The sequence below is a fragment of the Pseudoalteromonas sp. McH1-7 genome (genome assembly GCF_013366255.1).
Classification (GTDB): domain Bacteria; phylum Pseudomonadota; class Gammaproteobacteria; order Enterobacterales; family Alteromonadaceae; genus Pseudoalteromonas; species Pseudoalteromonas peptidolytica.
Window position 1 is genome coordinate 17,719 of the sequence record NZ_JABWPQ010000029.1, and the last position, 19,738, is coordinate 37,456.

Annotated in this window: 15 protein-coding genes and 1 pseudogene; 13 read left to right on the forward strand and 3 right to left on the reverse strand. The window is 42.2% G+C overall.

Annotation, left to right across the window (positions count from 1 at the left end; translation table 11 throughout):
* The 7 genes from HUZ36_RS21805 (at position 1) to HUZ36_RS18255 (ending at position 7,455) form a co-directional block, all read left to right on the forward strand.
* Complete coding sequence (locus HUZ36_RS21805) at positions 1-105, forward strand: hypothetical protein (protein ID WP_368659807.1); 105 nt, start codon at positions 1-3, stop codon at positions 103-105.
* A 117-nt stretch (positions 106-222) separates the two neighbouring features.
* On the forward strand, positions 223-1,284 hold the full coding sequence (locus tag HUZ36_RS18230) for a DUF2066 domain-containing protein (protein ID WP_176033622.1): 1,062 nt from the start codon (positions 223-225) through the stop codon (positions 1,282-1,284).
* Position 1,285: 1 nt separating this feature from the next.
* Positions 1,286-1,990, forward strand: coding sequence for a DnaA inactivator Hda (hda, locus tag HUZ36_RS18235; RefSeq protein WP_125253222.1), 705 nt, complete (start codon positions 1,286-1,288; stop codon positions 1,988-1,990).
* Between the two features lie 83 nt (positions 1,991-2,073).
* On the forward strand, positions 2,074-3,054 hold the full coding sequence (pheS, locus tag HUZ36_RS18240; protein ID WP_125253221.1) for a phenylalanine--tRNA ligase subunit alpha: 981 nt from the start codon (positions 2,074-2,076) through the stop codon (positions 3,052-3,054).
* A gap of 13 nt (positions 3,055-3,067) precedes the next feature.
* Positions 3,068-5,455 carry a phenylalanine--tRNA ligase subunit beta gene (pheT, locus tag HUZ36_RS18245; RefSeq protein WP_176033623.1) on the forward strand — a complete coding sequence of 796 codons (2,388 nt, stop codon included), beginning with the start codon at positions 3,068-3,070 and terminating at the stop codon, positions 5,453-5,455.
* Positions 5,456-5,457: 2 nt separating this feature from the next.
* A complete protein-coding gene (gene ihfA, locus HUZ36_RS18250) occupies positions 5,458-5,757 on the forward strand; it encodes an integration host factor subunit alpha (RefSeq protein WP_099641651.1) in 300 nt (99 codons plus the stop codon).
* Positions 5,758-5,868: 111 nt separating this feature from the next.
* Positions 5,869-7,455, forward strand: coding sequence for an EAL domain-containing protein (locus tag HUZ36_RS18255; protein ID WP_176033624.1), 1,587 nt, complete (start codon positions 5,869-5,871; stop codon positions 7,453-7,455).
* 516 nt (positions 7,456-7,971) lie between these two features.
* Here the strand turns inward: HUZ36_RS18255 and HUZ36_RS18260 are convergent.
* On the reverse strand, positions 7,972-8,892 hold the full coding sequence (locus HUZ36_RS18260) for a LysR family transcriptional regulator (RefSeq protein WP_176033625.1): 921 nt from the start codon (positions 8,890-8,892) through the stop codon (positions 7,972-7,974).
* Between the two features lie 92 nt (positions 8,893-8,984).
* Here HUZ36_RS18260 and HUZ36_RS18265 point away from each other — a divergent pair, with 92 nt between their 5' ends.
* The 3 genes from HUZ36_RS18265 (at position 8,985) to HUZ36_RS18275 (ending at position 10,367) form a co-directional block, all read left to right on the forward strand.
* Complete coding sequence (locus HUZ36_RS18265) at positions 8,985-9,443, forward strand: DMT family transporter (protein ID WP_176033626.1); 459 nt, start codon at positions 8,985-8,987, stop codon at positions 9,441-9,443.
* Positions 9,443-9,868, forward strand: coding sequence for a DMT family transporter (locus HUZ36_RS18270; RefSeq protein WP_147390492.1), 426 nt, complete (start codon positions 9,443-9,445; stop codon positions 9,866-9,868). The genes HUZ36_RS18265 and HUZ36_RS18270 overlap by 1 nt, the downstream gene beginning before the upstream one ends.
* 157 nt (positions 9,869-10,025) lie before the next feature.
* The gene (locus HUZ36_RS18275; protein ID WP_147390491.1) at positions 10,026-10,367 is read left to right on the forward strand and encodes a hypothetical protein; all 342 of its coding nucleotides are present in this window, start codon (positions 10,026-10,028) and stop codon (positions 10,365-10,367) included.
* 40 nt (positions 10,368-10,407) lie between these two features.
* Here the strand turns inward: HUZ36_RS18275 and HUZ36_RS18280 are convergent.
* Together HUZ36_RS18280 and HUZ36_RS18285 are read right to left on the reverse strand one after the other, a co-directional pair.
* Positions 10,408-10,641, reverse strand: a pseudogene (locus HUZ36_RS18280) (IS110 family transposase); the annotation flags it as partial.
* 60 nt (positions 10,642-10,701) lie between these two features.
* Positions 10,702-12,324 carry an alpha-glucosidase family protein gene (locus tag HUZ36_RS18285; protein WP_176033627.1) on the reverse strand — a complete coding sequence of 541 codons (1,623 nt, stop codon included), beginning with the start codon at positions 12,322-12,324 and terminating at the stop codon, positions 10,702-10,704.
* 617 nt (positions 12,325-12,941) lie between these two features.
* Between HUZ36_RS18285 and HUZ36_RS18290 the strand changes: the two genes are divergently transcribed.
* From HUZ36_RS18290 to HUZ36_RS18300, 3 genes are all read left to right on the forward strand, one after another.
* Positions 12,942-15,797: a TonB-dependent receptor gene (locus HUZ36_RS18290; RefSeq protein WP_176033628.1), complete on the forward strand. Its 2,856-nt coding sequence runs from the start codon at positions 12,942-12,944 to the stop codon at positions 15,795-15,797.
* A gap of 319 nt (positions 15,798-16,116) precedes the next feature.
* Positions 16,117-17,631, forward strand: a complete 1,515-nt coding sequence (locus tag HUZ36_RS18295) for a tryptophan halogenase family protein (protein ID WP_147391099.1) — start codon at positions 16,117-16,119, stop codon at positions 17,629-17,631.
* 230 nt (positions 17,632-17,861) lie between these two features.
* Entirely contained in the window at positions 17,862-19,736 is a 1,875-nt protein-coding gene (locus tag HUZ36_RS18300) for an alpha-amylase family glycosyl hydrolase (protein WP_176033629.1), read from the forward strand.
* Positions 19,737-19,738: the final 2 nt, after the last annotated feature.

The following is a 19,738-nucleotide window of genomic DNA, read 5'->3' on the forward strand; positions in this document are numbered from 1 at the left end:
GTGAGCGTGAGTGCTGAGTCGTTGTTAAAAAGGGCGGACAATGCACTTTATGAAGCAAAGAAACAAGGTAAAAATCAGGTCTCATTTAGCTTTGAACCACGCTGAACTTGAGATTAAGATCCTTATATTTATCATGTTTTTATAATTTCTTTTGGTGATTGCATGTTGGCCTTTGCTTTACGTTGGTGATTGTTTTAGGATCAAGCTTTACAGATAAAACAATTGCATTCTATGACCATTAGGCTGATCTTTATTGCACTTATTTGCTTTACCTTGACGGCAAAAGCTGTTGAAGTTCAAAATCTATATGAGACTTCACTGACCGTTAGCGATAAATCTCGTGCGACACGGGCTAAAGCGAGCCAACAGGCGCTGTTAAAAGTATTACAAAAGCTCACCGGTAAAGCTGACGATTTTTCCCATTCGGCAATTCAGTCAAGCCTAAGGCGGATCTCGGACTACATGTTGAGATATGAATATTACGACATGCAAGGCGCAACGAAAATAAAGGTTGAATTTGAGCCGGGGAAAGTTGAAGAGCTGGTTAGAGAAGCAGGCTTACCTCTTTGGGGAAATCGACGCCCTATGATTGCTATTTGGATGGTAATTGAAGACAACTTTCAGCGTGATTTCGTGACACAAGAAAGCTACCCCCAATTAGAACGATTAATTTACGATACCGCTGATGAATGGGGAGTGCCTGTTGTTGTCCCCTTGATGGACTTGGTAGACCGAAGTAACGTTAGTATTGCTGAAGTATGGGGAAACTTTTCCAACGAAGTGGAAGCTGCATCACGTCGGTATGAAGCCGAACGTGTTATTACTGCAAGGTTGTTTCAACCTCCTCATACCAGCTCTTGGCAATTAGATTGGCGTTATACTGATGCAGAGCTTTTTGAACCTGAGCAATATGTTGGCGATAAACAGCAAGTGATCATTGATATGATAAATTATGTATCTAGTACCTTGGCTCAGCAATACGTAATAGATCCCAATCAAACGCAAGATGTGCACCGAACAGTGATTACGGTCGATCAATTATTATCCTTTGCTGATGTTGAGCATGCAAGACGTAGGCTATTGTCTATGAGCACAGTGATGGATGTTGACGTCATCTATCGAGCAAAAACGGCTGTCAAGTTTGCCATTGAGCATACTTCAACAGTTTCTGATTTGCGTAAAACAATAGGCTTAGAGCAGAGCTTTAAAATATTCGTTGACCCTAGGGCGTACTACCAAATTGCCGATGATGGTAATTTAAAATATAACTGGGTGGGTCGCTAAGATGGAATCGCCACGTCAAATGGCATTGCCCGTCACATTACCTGATGACGAAACATTTTCTTCTTATTTCGGTGGTGAAGCTTCCTTAGAAGTAAGCCACCTAAAAAATGGGCTAGCTCAGCGCTCAACGGGGTTTCAATATACTTATTTGTGTGGATTAGCAGACTCTGGCAAGTCGCATTTACTCTATGCTACTTGTATCGAAGCTCAGGAGTTAGGGCTTTCCACTATTTTGCTGTCATTGCGAGAAGTACTCGACTTCGGCCCTTTGGTGCTTGATGGTTTAGACGCCTTAGATGTTGTGTGCATCGATGATGTCCATTTGGTTGCTGGGAACGAAGCATGGGAAAAAGCATTATTTAACTTTTTCAATCGCTTCAACGAAAAAGGTAAGTGTCTAGTGGTGACTGCAGACTTACTTCCTAATATGCTAAACCTGTCGTTACCAGACTTAGAATCGCGCTTGACGTGGGGTACGACATTTCAGATCCGCTCAATGAGTGATGATGACAAAGCCGAAGCATTGGTAAAAAGAGCGTATATGCGTGGCCTTGAACTTTCAGATGACTGTGCTCGATTTTTGCTCACTCGGCTAAGCCGTGACATGCGAGCACTGCTCGATGTACTAGACAAACTTGATCACGCATCCATGGCAGCGCAAAGAAAGTTAACGATTCCTTTTATAAAAGCGACTTTAAAGCTGTAACAGGGCTAGAATATCGCCTTGCAATTCAGTTATCATAAGAGATTAAATAACAGCAAATTACCTCAGCAAAGATCAGGTAGACAATGAATTTAGAAAATATTTTAGCGCAAGCGCTCGAAGCCGTAGAGCAGGCAAGCGAAATTGCGCACCTTGAGGAAGTTAGAGTTAACTACCTTGGTAAGAAAGGTGAGATCACCGGTCTTCTAAAAACGCTAGGCAAACTAGCGCCGGAAGAGCGTAAAGACGCAGGTCAAGTGATTAACCAAGCTAAAACCCAAGTACAAGATGCGATTACGGTAAAACGTGAAGCGTTAGCAAATGCAGCACTTGAGCAGAAGTTAGCCGCTGAAACCATCGATGTGACCTTACCAGGTCGTACTATGCCTGCTGGTGGCCTTCACCCAGTAACTCGCACTATTGAACGAATTGAACAATTCTTTGGTGAGCTAGGATTTGCTGTTAAATCTGGCCCAGAGGTTGAAGATGACTTTCATAACTTTGACGCGCTAAATATTCCTGAGCATCACCCAGCGCGTGCTGATCATGATACTTTCTATTTCAATCCTAAATTGGTACTGCGTACACAAACCAGTGGTGTTCAGATCCGTACAATGGAAGCAGAGCAACCACCTTTACGTATTATTTCGCCGGGCCGTGTTTATCGTAACGACTACGATCAAACACACACACCGATGTTCCATCAAGTTGAAGGCCTGATGGTAGATACTGACGTTAGCTTTACTGAACTGAAAGGGATCTTGCACGATTTCCTACGTAATTTCTTTGAAGAAGATATGGAAATTCGTTTTCGCCCTTCATACTTCCCATTTACAGAGCCTTCAGCAGAAGTAGATGTAATGGGGAAAAATGGTAAATGGTTAGAAGTGCTCGGTTGCGGTATGGTGCACCCGAACGTATTGCGTTCGGTAGGCATTGATCCTGAAAAATACACAGGTTTCGCCTTTGGTATGGGGGTTGAGCGCTTGACTATGTTGCGTTATGGCGTAACTGACTTGAGGGCTTTCTTCGAAAACGATTTAAAATTCCTAAACCAATTCAGATAAGAGCGACAAAAGTATGAAATTCAGTGAAAAGTGGTTACGCGAGTGGGTTAATCCAGCAATTGATACTGATGCGCTATCTGAGCAATTATCAATGGCTGGTTTAGAGGTTGATGGTGTAGACCCTGTAGCTGGTGACTTCCAAGGGGTTGTTATCGGTGAAGTAGTTGAGTGTGAACAACACCCAGATGCTGACAAACTTAGAGTGACAAAAGTAAACGTAGGCGAAGACGAGCTACTAGATATTGTCTGTGGTGCCGCTAACTGCCGTGTAGGTTTAAAAGTAGCGGTTGCTAAAGTGGGCGCAACGCTGCCTGGTGATTTCAAAATCAAGAAAGCTAAACTTCGTGGTCAGCCATCACATGGTATGCTTTGTGCGTTCGAAGAGCTGGGCATGGCAGAAAGTTCAGACGGTATTTTAGAGCTACCGATGGACGCGCCAATTGGCCAAGATATTCGCGAATACTTTGGCTTAGACGACGTAACTATTGATGTTGACTTAACTGCAAACCGCAGTGACTGTTTAGGGATCAAAGGTCTTGCTCGTGAAGTTGGAGTACTAAACAGTATCGATGTAACAGAAGTGGCTATCACGCCAGTTACTCCAACAATTGATGACAAAATCGCTATTGAGTTAGTAAACAGCGAAGCATGTCCACGTTACTTAGGTCGAGTGATCAAGGGCGTTAACGTTAACGCAGACACTCCATTATGGATGGTTGAAAAACTGCGCCGTTGTGGCGTGCGCTCAATTGACCCTGTGGTTGATGTTACTAACTACGTTTTGCTTGAGTTAGGCCACCCGATGCACGCATTCGATTTAAACCAAATCGAAGGTGGGATCAAAGTACGCAACGCCCATGAAAATGAAGAGCTGGTATTATTAGATGGCAATACGGCGAAGCTTAAGCCATCAACGCTGCTTATTGCAGATGACAATAAGGCACTGGCCATGGCAGGTATTTTTGGTGGTGAGCGCTCTGGTGTTAATGAGCAGACAACAGACATTTTATTAGAAAGTGCCTTCTTTGCACCGTTGGCAATTGCGGGTCAAGCGCGTAGCTATGGTTTGCATACTGATGCGTCGCACCGCTACGAGCGTGGTGTAGACCCTGTACTGCAGCGTGACGCAATGGAAAGAGCAACAGGTTTGCTGCTTGAAATCGTTGGTGGTGAAGCTGGGCCGATTGTTGAAGCGGTATCAGAAGCAGATTTACCAAAAGAGCGTGAAGTGACTTTACGCCGTGAGCGTTTAGATCGCGTTATCGGTTATCATATCGAAGATGCTAAAGTATCTGATATCTTAACGCGTCTTGGTTTAGCGGTAACATTTGCAGGCGGCCAGTGGCAAGCAATAGTACCGAGCTATCGCTTTGATATCAGCATTGAAGAAGATTTGATCGAAGAAGTGGCTCGCGTATTTGGCTACAATAATATTCCAAATGTGGCGCCAACCGCGGCGTTAAAGATGACAGATCATCAAGAAGCGCGTTTGCCAGTAGCGCGTTTTAGAGATGAGTTAGTAAGTCGTGGCTACCAAGAGGCGATCACCTACAGTTTTGTTGATCCAAAAGCTCAGCAGTTGTTGCACCCACAATCTGATGCATTAATCTTGCCACACCCAATTTCAGTGGAAATGTCGGCAATGCGCGTAAGCTTGATGACGGGCTTAATCAATGCGGTTTCTTATAACCAAAATCGTCAACAATCACGCATTCGCTTGTTCGAAACTGGGCTGAAGTTTATTAAAGATGACAGTGCAGAAAACGGTGTACGTCAAACGGCTGTAATTGGTGGTATTGCCTATGGTAATACACATAATGAACACTGGTCTGTGCCTTCACGTAAAGTGGATTTCTTTGATGTAAAAGGCGATGTAGAAGCATTACTGACACTATGTAATGATAAAGCACGTTTTAGCTTTAAAGCCGAAGCGAGTGATGGCTTGCACCCAGGCCAATCAGCTGCAATTTATGCAGATGGCAAAAAAGTCGGTTTTATCGGTGCAGTACATCCGCAGCTATTAAAGCCGTTAGAGCTTAAAGATACGCCATATGTGTTTGAAATTGACATGGCTGCTTTAGAAAACCGTCTGCTTCCTGAAGCGGTAAGCATCTCTAAATTCCCATCAAATAGAAGAGATATTGCTATTTTAGTTGCAGATGACGTAAAAATAGGCGATATTTTAGAGTGCATTGAGAAAGTTGGCGGAAATCAATTAGTTGACCTAAACTTATTCGATGTGTACAAAGGGCAAGGTGTTGAACCTGATCATAAGAGTTTAGCTATTGCTCTAACATTGCAAGCGGTTGATAGAACACTCGAAGAGAAAGACATCAACGCGGTTGTAGAAAACGTGGTGGCCGAATTGGCCAAACAATTCAATGCATCGTTGAGGGACTAGATATGGCGCTTACTAAAGCCGACATAGCTGAACACCTATTTGATAAACTGGGGATCAATAAGAAAGATGCCAAAGACTTAGTTGAAGCGTTTTTTGAAGAAATCCGCTCAGCGCTAGAAAACGGCGAGCAAGTAAAGCTCTCCGGGTTTGGTAACTTTGACCTTCGCGACAAGAAGGAACGCCCAGGTAGGAACCCAAAAACTGGGGAAGATATTCCTATCTCTGCGCGACGCGTGGTAACTTTTAGGCCAGGCCAAAAGTTAAAAACCCGTGTTGAGGTCGGCACAAGCAAAAACTTGTAAAAGTAAAAAAGCCTTGGTAGTGATACCAAGGCTTTTTTTAATTTGAAATAGTATCGTCATATACGCACGCTACACTCTGCGCCTTGTCGCATTTTGTGGAGTGAGAAGTATATGCGAGGAGCACACTCCTTAAGCAAGTTGTTAAAGAATATCTTTATTGCTTGGCTTTCTTGTAGTTTTGTTTTTTCGATAGCGACTTTATTCAGCTATGTGCACCTAAAGGAAACGGCAAAAGCTAACCTAGCTACCGTAGTAAACCGAATTGTCTCTGATATTGATAAAGAATTTACCGTTGTTGATGACACACTCAAGTATGCAGTAGATCTCTCTCTAAACTGTGATCCGCACAGTCTTCATCATATGCGCAGGCTAGTGTTTGAAAACCCTGGTATGAGCGAAATAGGGATTATAGATCCCAAGGGAAAACTCGTCTGTAATTCGTTTGGAAGATTGACTCCCCCAGTTAATACTAGCACGCCTTTAAAGCAACCTGGTTTGAGATATTATGGCCCCATTATTACTGATTATTTGGAGCTACCAGCATTTGTTCTTGCCCGTACTCGAGATGATGGCTATGAGGTAAACGTGCTGATGCCAGATCATTGGCTGAAAAGAATGTTAGACATATCAGCTCATCATGATACTAATTTTGCAGCTTTAGTTGATAACACGACAGGCGTACCCATCTTTCTAAACGGTAATTATTCACTGCCGATCCGCCAGAAACTTTTTCCAGCTAAAAACCGACAAGCTGTAGAAGGGCACTTTGACGATGGCGCTGTTAAGTTTGCTTATATTTCCGCAATCCCTAGTTTGCCGCAGTTAAGTTTGATCATTGCCAAAAACGACGACCGCTTGGTCAAAATGGAATGGATCTGGGGGCTACTGTGGGGGGTCTTGTATTGCTGCTCTTGGGGTGGGCTAACCTTTCTGTTAATTAACTATGATAAACGTCAGCTGAGCAGTAAAACGCAAATTCTACGAGCACTTGCAAATGAAGAGCTTTTCAATGTTTATCAGCCACTTGTATGTGCTCAGTCAAAAAGTATTGTTGGCGTAGAAGTATTGATCAGATGGCGCCACCCGTTAGAAGGTGTTTTGGGTCCCGCTTATTTTGTACCAGAGGCCGAGAGAGATGGCACCATACTGGATATTTCAATCGCCCAAGTGGAAGAGGCAATACGAGACTTAAGCGAGATCTTATTGCAGCAACCGAAGTTTAAAGTGTCATTTAATGTCAATGGCTTATTACTTGGATCAAAGCGATATATTGATACACTGCTTGGCGCAAAGAAGCATATTTCATCACTCACCATTGAGTTAACTGAACGAGATGTGCTGACACAGGCACAAACCAAAACGGTCTTAAATGAACTTAAGCGTGCAGGCATTGAGATAGCTATTGATGATTTTGGTACAGGTTATAGTGGCTTACAGTATTTACAGAGCTTCCCAATAGATTTACTCAAGATAGACCAAAGCTTTGTAGCTTCGATAGGCCTAGACACACTTCAGTCTCCAGTACTCGCGGCTGTAATAGATATGGCGGAAAAGCTCGATAAGAAACTAATTGCAGAAGGAGTCGAAACACAGGCTCAGGCGGATTATCTGCAAAGTCGGGGCGTCAACATTCATCAAGGATGGTTATATTACCAAGCGCTCGAGCTACCTCAGCTAAAGCATGAGATGAATAAGTGATCCGTCCTAGCATGGACTGACACTATTTGAAATTAAAACGCTCAATGAACTTCATCGGGCGTTTTGTATTTTAGTTACTGGAAAATGTATCACCCAACGGGTTAGATGTTAGCTCGGTTATCAAACATGGCCTTGTTAGCATTGTAAGGCAGGTATCTTGCGGCTAATTGGCGCAATCAAGTTAGAGGCAACACCGATCAAAGTAGAACGCACGAGTTAGCAGCTAGATAACTTTTCAAAATCAATTAGTTAACCTGCTTAATTGCTCAGGCTAGCGGCCTCTGTACGTATAAAAAATATAATTGCTTATTAAGGCAAATTTAGGTGTAATGAATACATAATGAGCGCTGAGCAATGCAGGGAAAGCTTACATAACACTAGCTAGGAAAGTGAGAGCCTCCAAAAAAAAATTCCCTTAGCATAAATAACACCAACTCTGAGACATCGAGCGGGTAGCAGCTCAGTCCAACAAGCGATTATGCAACACAAACTGCGTGTCGCATAAATACTAAAGTGTTATGAGCTTTTACCACTGTCAACCTCCCAGTAAACGGAGTGCAGTTTCTCCTCAAGAAAGTCGATGAATACTTTTACTTTCTCTGGTATGTGTCGCCTTTCTGGGTACACAGCAAAAATGCTGTGATCTGGTAAGTCATAGTTAGCCAACACTGGAACCAACTGACCTGTATTGAGGTATCTCTGAACAATAAATGTTGGCATTTGACAGATCCCTAGTCCTTGTAAAAGCATCTCACATATAGCATCACTGTTGTTTACTATGAAATTTCCAGTAGGTTCAACCTTGAGTTTTTTATCTGCTTTAAAAAATGTCCATTCAACACCCGCTTGAAATAAACTGTAATAAATACAATTGTGATCTTTCAAGTCGTGCGGGGTGTTGGGAATACCAGCTTGTTGCAAATACTCAGGGGATGCACATACAACACTGTTGCACTTAGCTAATTTCCGAGCAATTAGGCTTGAATCTTTTAATTCTCCTATCCGAATTCCGACATCGTAAGCACCAGCGATCATATCAACAACTTGATCATCCATACTTAAAATGACTTTTATATCAGGGTACAGATCTAGGAACTCTTTTAGGTGAGGAGCTAGGTGTAATCTGGAAAAAGTCATTGGGGCATTAATCTTTAATGTGCCTTTAGGCTTGCCTTGATTTAATGTCGCAGCAGTAATGCCTTGTTGAGCTATGTATACAGAATTACGAGCGTAATCTGAAAACTCTTCGCCTGATTCCGTTAGTACCAACTTGCGAGTACTCCGATGGAATAACCTTGTACCAAGGTTATCCTCTAAACTAGATATACGTTTGCTCACGGCTGACTTTGTCATTCCAAGGCGCTCAGCTGCTAATGAGAATGAGCCTGCTTCTACCACTGCAACAAATATTGGGATTGCGGAAAAAACATCTTTCATTGGTGAGTTTTACTCAACTTAGTTGTGATAATCTAGCTATTATACATCAATTTGTTGTTAATTATAATGCCCTCATCAGAAGAGGAAAATTTATGTTAAAACAAAGTGGTTTAGTTTTAGTAGCTATTTTTAGTGGTCTGTTACTTGCGTTAATGATCAGTGTTAATGCCGAATTAGCAAGTACTACGTCTGCATTTCAAGCATCTTGGATTGCTCATGGGGTTGGTGGCATTACAGCGTGGTTTCTTTATTCTGCATTCAAAAAAAATCACGCTCGTGCAAACCGACCAGAAATCAAGAAACAGTACTGGTTTGGAGGTGTTCCTGGTGCTTTAACAGTAGTTTTTGCATCAATGACAGTACAGAGTTATATCGGTCTGACAGGAACTTTAGCGTTAGCGCTCATTGGGCAATTTCTTCTCTCATTAATTCTTGAACATTATGGTTTGTTAAACCAACCCAAAACTAAGGTTACTATAGTCAACTTGTTGCCCACATTGCTGGTTGCAGTTGGGTCAATTTTAATAATTTACGGTAAGGTAGAGATGTAATGGAATTTATATTACTAGGTCTTCTTAACGGGTTTTGTATCACTTTAAGTCGAGTTTTGAATGGCCAGCTTAGTGTGCGTAATGGAGCTTTTCATGCTTCATTTGTGAATCATGCTGTAGGGTTTGCTTCATTGTCCTTATTGTTTATATTTGTAGCTGAACCAGTAAATGCATTACCTCAAGACCTAACTTTATATGTCGGGGGAGTTATTGGTGCGTTGTACGTAGCAGTGAATAGTTTTGTTATGGTTAGGCTTGGATCAACAAATTCAATAGTATTAGTTGTTGCTGGACAAATGCTGTTTGGGTTGTTCATCGAGGTTTATAGTTTCGGCTTTGAACAAGTTGGGGCGCAGCTTATTGGAGTTGGTTTAGTTGTCATTGGAGTTTTCTTCAAAGGACGATTAAGCTTCCAAAATAAGTAAGTACAACTACTCAAGTACGCTCATAACAAAGCATTTAAGAGTGATTCCCAACGCTTGGAATTTTTGGTGCCATCGTTGGGTTTCGTGTTTACGGTGGTATGGTTAAGTTCAGTGGTAGCGTTGCTCACACCTTAATGCGTGCGTTAGAGTTTCTTGCATGCCATACGATAAAATTATAGTCAGTGAAAATGGCCAAGAGTTCCCATACTCAGAATCATTTGATGGTGAATCATATTACTATGAAATTAGCATTTTCTTTGATGATCGTGATGGTGAGTTGTTTATTTCAAAATGGGGCTCTCATATAGCTTTCGACGATGATGATAGTTGGCTTGATTTTAAGATTGCACCTAGCGATTTCTTTCCAAATCAAAAAGAGTTAAGTCACGGTAATATTCTGAGTTATATGAATACATTACTGGAAAGAGAATCTGAGGGGCGAGTTATACCAAAGGAAGAAGTAGAGGAGCACTACCAAAGATATTTAAAATCAGAGTAGTGAAACTCTAACAAGAGACTATGGCGTCAATAGCTAAATTTTAAACTTTTGGCGCTTCCCACATTGCCCCGTTTCTGGCCATCGAATTTACGATCACAATCATCTTTCTGACACAGGCAATGAGTGATACTTTTTTGGGTTTTCCGGCAGCAACTAGCTTTTCATATTGGGATTTGAATACGGGGTTTGATTGAATCGTAGACATCATAGCCATGTATAAAACGGTCCTTACTTGATGGCGACCACCTTGTATTTTTCTGGGACCTTTGAAGCGAAAAAAAGCCGGAAAATAAAAAAGAGCGGCTTAGCGCCGCTCTATGCTGATATAGCTGTATTAAATCACTTCAGCAAAATAACAACCAAAGGCGCTCAACTGAAGTACATTGTTAGTAATGCTGCCACTTTGATGTTTGACGTCGCATTCTGACAGTGTTAGCTCAGGTAAAGTGAACGTCTGCTGGGTATCTGCTAAGTTAAAGACACATAACAAGGTTTGTTCATCCACTTTTCGATAGAAAGCTAATACCGGCTCTGGCGTGTCGATAAACTCAATTTCACCAGTTTTTAGTGCAGGTTGTGCGCCTCGCCATCTCAAAAATGCTTGATAGTAGCTAAGTGTTGAGTTGTTATCCTGTACTTGTTCATCAACTGCTCGCTCGCTATGTTCATTGGACACAGGGAGCCAAGGCTTAGCTTCTGAAAACCCAGCGTGTGGTTTGGCTTTTGTCCACGGCATTGGTGTACGGCAGCCATCACGACCTTTAAAATTAGGCCAAAATGTGATCCCGTATGGGTCTTGCAACTCTTCAAATGCCACCGCAGCTTCACCAAGGCCAAGTTCTTCACCTTGGTACATACAAACACTTCCTCGTAGCGAACCGAGTAGGGCAGTGAGCATTTTTACTTGTTCGTTATTAACTAGGCTGTTAGTACTCCAGCGACTTGCGACGCGTTCGACATCATGATTAGCAAATGCCCAACATGGCCACCCCTCGGTCATGACAGATTCGAGGCGAGATACGGTGTCTCGAATATATTTCGCACTGTAGTCGCGGGTGAGAAGTTCAAAGCTATAGCCCATGTGCAGCTTATTATCATCTGCGGTGTACTCAGCCATAGTTTGTAGCGAATCTTCTGAACTTATTTCTCCAAGGCTAACGGTTCCTGGATAGCGGTCAAGCAGCGCGCGGATCTCTTCCATAAATGCCAAGTTTTCAGGCTGGGTATTATTGTAATAGTGGTACTGGAAAGCATACGGGTTGTCTTCGCTAAAACCTCTTCCCTGACGTAACGCAACTGGCTTTGCCGGGTTATCTCTTAATTGTTGGTCATGAAAGCAAAAGTTAATTGCATCTAATCTAAAGCCATCAACACCTTTTTTCAGCCAGAACTCAACATTATCTAGGACAGCTTTACGTACATCTGGATTATGGAAATTAAGATCCGGCTGCTCAGTCAAAAAATTATGTAAGTAATACTGACAACGTCTAGGCTCCCATTGCCAAGCAACACCGCCAAAGATAGACAGCCAGTTATTAGGCGGACTGCCGTCAGGTTTAGCGTCAGCCCAAACATACCAGTCAGCTTTATCGTTGATTTTATTTTCACGACTTTCGATAAACCATGGATGTTGGTTTGAGGTATGACTCAGGACTTGATCAATGATTATCTTAATATCACGCTCGTGAGCTTGGTTAATCAATTCATCAAAATCTTCAATCGCACCAAACATAGGGTCTACATCACGATAATCGCTAATATCATAGCCAAAATCTTTCATTGGTGACTTGAAAAACGGTGAGACCCACACCGCATCTACGCCAAGAGATTTGATGTAGTCCAGACGATGGATTATTCCTTTTAAGTCGCCGATACCATCTGCATTACTATCTTGAAAACTGCGAGGGTAGATTTGATAAATAACTGCACCTTTCCACCATTCATTATTACTAGCCATGTACATTCTCCGGCTGCTCACCTTATTGCTTTGTGGTTGTGTTGCTTACTAGTCTTGATAAGCACCACTATATTGTGGCAAAGAATACGTCATGGTTTTTAGGCTGTAAAAAACCTGCATACGTATGCAGGTTTTGCATTGCGGGATAAAGTAAAGTCCAAGCAAGATATATTTCTGTCAAAAGACTTTACCAATTAGATGTAATTGATTTGATTGTTCTGTATTTATTGGGTCTAGCTGTGATTTATTGGTAAGACCAATTTAAGCTTGGTGGGCGAATACACAACAGCTCCGATATTATAGAGGTATAGCAAATGACCGTAACGCATTTGGGTTAAAATTTAGTGAACTTTACACCGAATAAAATTAACGAGAGGACTAATAACCTTTAATCATAAAAAGTTATATATTTCATTTGGTTAGGTTTTGTTTTCGTAAACTACCTGTAAATTTTATTAAAATACACTAGCTTTGAATACGTATGCACAAAGTTGTTTGCAAATTTAATCAACCGCTAGTATTTACCAGACAACAATAGTGCCAGATTGTTTTTTCATCAAATTGCACGCCGATGAGCAAATCGCACAATATAATATGGTTAATTGGGATAAAACATTATGTCTAAGTTCAAACCGAGTATGCTAACACTTGCACTGATTGCAGCGGGTGTGAGTCACGCAGCTCCAGTCGAAGATAACGCCGTTGACAAAGATGAAAATGTAGAAGTGATAGAGGTTCGTGGGATCTCGCGCAGTATTATCGCTTCTATTGATAAAAAAAGGTTCAGCGATACGGTCTCAGAAATAGTTGATGCTGGAGATTTGGCGGCTTTACCAGATGTTTCTATTGCAGACTCGTTAAGCCGTTTACCAGGCATAACGGCTGTTAGAGCAAGTGGACAGTCTTCTCAGTTAAATATCCGCGGAATGAATGGCGACTTTATTCAAACGACACTCAATGGGCGCGAGCAAGCCAGTACTAGTGGCTATACTGCTGGTAGTCGCTGGATCTCGTTTGACCAATATCCGTCTGAGCTAATTAATCAAGCTGCGGTCTATAAGTCTCCCAAAGCTTCTCTTGTTGAAGGCGGGGTTGCAGGAACGGTAGAGCTAAAAACCGCTAATCCACTTGATGCTGAAAATGAGCATAACTTTAATTCTTCAGTTAGATATTCATACAACGATGCTGCGTCTGATGTTGGTGCTGATTCTACAGGAGAGCGCATAAGCTTTTCTTATCGTGGTAAGTTTCTTGATGAGACACTGGGCTTTGCAATAGGGGGAGCTTATTTAAATCAACCTAATAATGCCATCGATATTTCTGCACATGCCCCAACTCGCTCCCAAGATTTTGACGGTGATGGTAATGAAGAACGCTCGGTTAACGGTTTTCAATATCGCTCGGCAAAAGGAAGCGATGAGAGGCTTGGCCTGTTAAGTACTTTGGTTTATCAACCAACAGACACATTCAAGGTACAATTTGACTATTTTCACTCAAAATTTGAATCGGAAGATAAAAAGAGCGGTTTAAATATTGAAGGCTTTTCAAAAGATCTGAACTCTCTGTATTCCATTGACAATGCTGTTGTAAAAGATGGTTTCTTGGTTGCCGGTGACGTGACGATTACCGACCCTACAGGCCCTTGGGTGGAAATGCGCTCTGAGGATCAATCTACAGATTCGACGACAGACAGCTTTGGCTTAAACTTGCAGTACACCACTGACACTTGGGAAATAGCCCTTGACATCGCACACAGTGAAGGCGAAAAAACGCGAAGAGATATGATTGCCTCTATGCACGCCTACGAGTTCGGTACGGCGACACTGGAAGATGGTACGCTGGTAAATACATGGCAGGAATTAAGAAACCAAACGTTTTCTTTTGAGCAAAGAGAAAAAGACTCACCGTTTTTAACTTTGGGTAATGGCTATACCGATCTTTCAAATATGCGCTTGGGAGACTGGGAGCAATTTCCACATAAGTATACGGATGAGTTGGACAGCGTAAAAGTTGACTTCAAATATTATATTGAAAATAGCTTTATTTCATCGATTGAGGTTGGCGCACGTTGGTCAGACCGAGAGTTTACCGATCAACGTTCGACGTTTAGATGGGGCGCTCGTGAAGGGCAAAATGGTTATCAGCTACCTGATGGCACTATTGTCACGAATAAAGGCTGTGAGTTTAATGATCAAAACCACCCATGTATTCCTCACGATGTGACGGGGTTTGTCTCGCTTAGAGAGACGCGTGGCTTCCAATACTTAGAGTTAGACCTTGAAGGTATCGCTGATCAGGTCTTTGGGCCCGGCAATTATGACGCGCAACAAACTTGGGGTCATAACTGGACTCTTATTGAAAGTGGTGTGGTTAAAGAAGAAGTACTTGCAGGTTACATCATGGCCAACATAGACACCGAAATCGCAGACATTCCTGTGACTGGTAACTTCGGTGTAAGAGTTGTTAGAACTGATACTAAATCTATTGGGATCCAACAGATCCAAGGTAATGAAGTAGGTGATTCAATCGTGGATGATAATGGTGTTGAAAGAACGGATTATCGCCATGTCAACTATGGTCCAGAGTACACTGACACACTACCTTCATTAAACCTGAACTTCAGAGTAAGTGACACCGACCAAATCAGATTTGCAGCAGCAGAGGTGATAGGTCGACCGCCTGTCTATCAGCTAAGAGGGGGCGCAGGCTCATGGGCTGATACGGCAAATGATGGTAAAACTCCTCGTTACAATGTGTGGTCAAAAGGTAATCCAAATCTAGACCCATTTAGAGCAACTCAAATAGATTTGTCATACGAGCGCTATTTTGAAGATGGTGGTGCTTTTGTTGCAGCTTTATTCTGGAAGGATATTGAGTCATTAATTGAAAGTATCACTTATCAAGAAGGTGAAGTCGACTGGGCTGATATTGGTCTGGAAGTTCCGGAAGGATTTGTGGCTGGTCAGTATCAGACCACACAAAATAATGATCAGGGCGGCTATGTCCGAGGTATCGAACTTGCCTACACGACAATGTTTGATAACTTACCGGGGATTTTTTCCGGTTTAGGCTTCAATGCTAACTATTCATATACCGAAAGTGAAACCACCGTTGATGGTGGCGGTAACTTCCCAGATCAACAGCTACCACTGCCTGGTTTGTCTAAAAATGTCTGGAGTGCAACGGTATTTTGGAACATTGATTCATTCACAACTCACTTAAATATTCGTTACCGTGACGAGTACGTTTATGAGGGGGCGTCACCTGGTGGGTCATCGTTAGCATGGGCTGATGAATATACGGTAGTCGATTGGCAAGCATCATATAATTTTGAAAATGGCTTAGAGGCTGTGTTGCAAGTAAATAACCTGACTGACGAACCGAATACGACAAATTATGGTACAGCTCTGGCGACAGGGGAATACAAGGAATTTGGTCGCCAGTATTATCTGGGCTTTAACTATAGTTTTTAATCAATAAGAACTTGATAGCCACCAAAGTAAACCCCTGCTTTGGTGGTTTTTTTATAATCGCTGAAGCAGTAGTTGATTGCTATCATCTATTTTCTAACAAGGCGTATTTATACCAATTTGACTTAATACTTGCTCAATTTGAAGGAGTAAATCTGGCGCTAATAGCGTTAAAAATTTCTTATTTAGAACAACTAAATAACAAAATTTTTGCCTAGTTATCGACAAGATTTTCTCGCTTCAGAATAGACCACTTAATTAAGAAAATAGGTATTACTCAGCTTTTTATAAGCAATGTTGACAGTGTTAAGGTATGAAGACGATGAAAAGCCAAAAAATAGTGATTTTAGGTGGCGGAACTGCTGGTTGGATGGCTGCAAATATGATGGCTAAGAGTTGGGCAGATAAAGCGATCGAAATCACCGTTGTTGAGTCTTCCAGTATCGGTATTATTGGGGTTGGTGAGGGATCAACACCACAATTTAAGGGCTTTATGGATTACCTTGGTATTTCGGAAGCTCAATGGATGCCAGCTTGCAACGCGACATACAAAAATGGGATCCGATTTATTGATTGGTCAACGAAAACCGGATTTTCCAGTTACTTTCATCCTTTTCCCGCACAGCCAGATGACTACTCTGCACCTGCATTTTTTCATAATAGCTTCGTGAGGCGTAAGGCAATTGATGTTGAAGGTCATCCAGACCACTTTTTTTTGGCCACTCATTTAGCGAACACAAATAAGTCGCCAATTGCTGCACAAAACTTTCCGTTCGAAATCAATTACGGCTACCACTTTGACTCAAGTTTGTTGGGAGAGTTTTTGGCACGTGAAGCCGAAAAGCGCAATGTAAAGCATATTGATGCAACAATTTCAGATGTGAGAAAGCATGTGAATGGTGACATTGCGGCACTTGTTACCTCACAGGGCGTAGAAATCGCTGGAGATATTTTTGTCGATTGCTCAGGTTTTAAGAGTTTACTGCTACAACAAGCACTTGATGTCGGTTTTGAATCATTTGGCAATAACTTGTTTAATGATGCTGCGGTGGTATTAGCAACCAAACAAGGCGATATCATTCGCTCTGAAACGCAGTCGGTGGCGCGCAAATACGGATGGTCTTGGCATATCCCATTAACCAACCGGACAGGTAATGGCTATGTATATAGTCAGCGCTATTGCGATAGAGATCAGGCCGAAACAGAGTTAAGGGCCGCACTGGGTCTACTAGACTCAGACGTTGAAGCTCGCCATATAAAAATGAAAGTGGGTCAAGTGAAAACCCACTGGAAAAATAATTGTATTGCTGTTGGCTTATCTCAAGGGTTTATAGAACCATTAGAGGCGACGGCTTTACACATAGTTCAAGAGACTGTGCAAAGCTTTATAGAGTGTTATCAAGAGGCAGGATTCACGGATGGGAATCGCGACAAACATAACCATTCGATCGCAACGCGCTATCAAGCCATTAGAGATTATATTGTTGCCCATTATCGTGTAAATAGTCGCACGGATACACAGTATTGGCTTGATAATGCAAATAATAACAACCTATCTCGCTCACTATTTAATGTGCTGCAAACTTGGGTGTCAGGCAATAATTTATCGGATGAATTGGCGCGCCAAAATATTGATCAGTACTACCCATCGGTTAGCTGGCACTGTCTGCTTGCAGGCTATGGAGTCTATCCAGATCAGGCTCAGCTCAAACCAGGCAACGCGTTAGCTAAGCAATATAATATCGAAAAAATTGAAGATTACTTGAGACGATGTGGATTGAATTTTAAAGCACATCGGTTGGAACTAGATGCGCTTGCCTCAACTTTTCATAAATAACCAGACCAAGTTACTTGAAGGTAACCGACTATTAGCATCGAGTTCAACACAGTGAGCGTTAAAAAGGCATTTATTCTAAGTAGCTTAAGTTAAATATTGCTTAACAGCGCTTATCACTAGTCATAAAGCCTGAAGAATAACGATGAGTAGTTCTGTGAATACGTATGCAGGTCGTTCTAAATAAACAGTGAGGCAAGTAGACTCTGTTAAAACAGCAGTATGACAACATTATGAAAAATAAATCTTTATTATTGGCTGTTTCAGCCCTTTTAGGTGGTGCAGTGAGTATAGCTGGCTGTAGCCCTGCGCCTATCGACAAAAAGTCACAGCAGATGACGCTACAACCTGAGGTTGTGCCATTGAGTAAGCCCGTCGTGTATCAGGTATTTACTCGGTTATTTGGTAATACTAAACAAGTTAATAAACCTTGGGGAACACTAGAAGAAAATGGTGTAGGCAAGTTTTCTGACTTCACTCCAACGGCGCTGCTGGCGTTAAAAAGCATGGGGGTAACCCATGTTTGGTATACTGGCGTGCTTCATCATGCACTTGTCACTGACTATAGTAAATATGGCATTGGTCAAGATGACCCAGATGTGGTGAAAGGCAGAGCTGGCTCACCTTATGCAATCAAAGACTACTATAACGTTGACCCTGATCTTGCTAATGACCCCTCAGCACGTCTTGCAGAGTTTGAGGCGCTAATTAAACGCACCCACGAGGCGGGGCTTAAAGTCATTATCGATATTGTACCAAATCACGTTGCCCGTAATTATCAATCTTTAGGGGCACCAAATGGAACGATAGATTTTGGCGATAATGATGACACGCAAGTCACTTATGCGAAGAACAATAATTTTTATTATGTCGTAGGTGAAGCATTTGAAGTGCCAAGCAGCGATGATTATCAAGTGCTAGGTGGTGATGTACACCCTCTTGCTGATGGTAAGTTTACTGAAATTCCGGCGAAGTGGACAGGGAACGGCGCTCGATCAGCAAAGCCAGATATCAATGACTGGTATGAAACCGTCAAAGTAAACTATGGGGTTAAGCCTGATGGTAGTTATGATTTTGACCGCCTACCAGATGAATATGCAGACAAGGGCTATCAAGCACACTTCGAATTTTGGCAACACAAATCGCTGCCAGACAGTTGGTATAAGTTCCAAGCTATTACCCATTTTTGGCTAGAAAAAGGGGTGGATGGTTTTCGTTACGATATGGCTGAAATGGTGCCAGTAGAGTTTTGGAGCTTTTTAAACTCATCGATTAAAACAAAAAAACCGGACGCATTTTTGCTAGCTGAAGTATATAACCCAGCTTTATATCGGCCTTATATCAAACAAGGGAAGATGGATTACCTTTATGATAAGGTTGGTTTTTATGACACCCTAAAAGCCTTAATGCAAGGAAAAGGAGATGCTCAAACTGTATTAGATATTCATCAGTCAGTTGCGGATATTGCTCCGCATATGCTGCACTTTTTAGAAAACCATGATGAACAGCGGATCGCAAGTCCTGAGTTTGCTGGAGATGCACTTAAAGGTAAACCTGCCATGGTGGTAAGTCATCTGATAAGCACAGCTCCGTCTATGATCTACTTTGGTCAAACGGTAGGTGAAGATGGCTCGGAACAAGCAGGGTTTGGCAGTCCTAGCCGTACCAGTATTTTTGATTATATTGGGGTGCCCGAACATCAAAAATGGATGAACCACGGTAAGTTTGATGGTGCATTGCTGAGCGAAGAGCAAGTATCGCTGCGCAACTACTACATTAAGCTTTTGAATCTGGCTAAGCAACCCGCGATAGCTGCAGGGCAATACAGTCCAGTGGCTACACACAGTGATGACCCTATCAATACTGAGAAAATAATGGCATTTGGCCGCAAGCTAGGCCAACAAAAACTGCTTGTTATCAGTAATTTTGACGCACAACAATCTCGAACTGTAACAGTGCACTTGCCTGCAGATTGGCAAGGTCGCTACAGCGATATTCTCGAGGCGCACGCGAATTTACAATTACAACAGAGTGAAGTTGGCGAGCAGGTCAAAGCCACAATTACCCTTGCACCACTGGCGAGTGCGGTATATCAACTAGAGAAGTAATC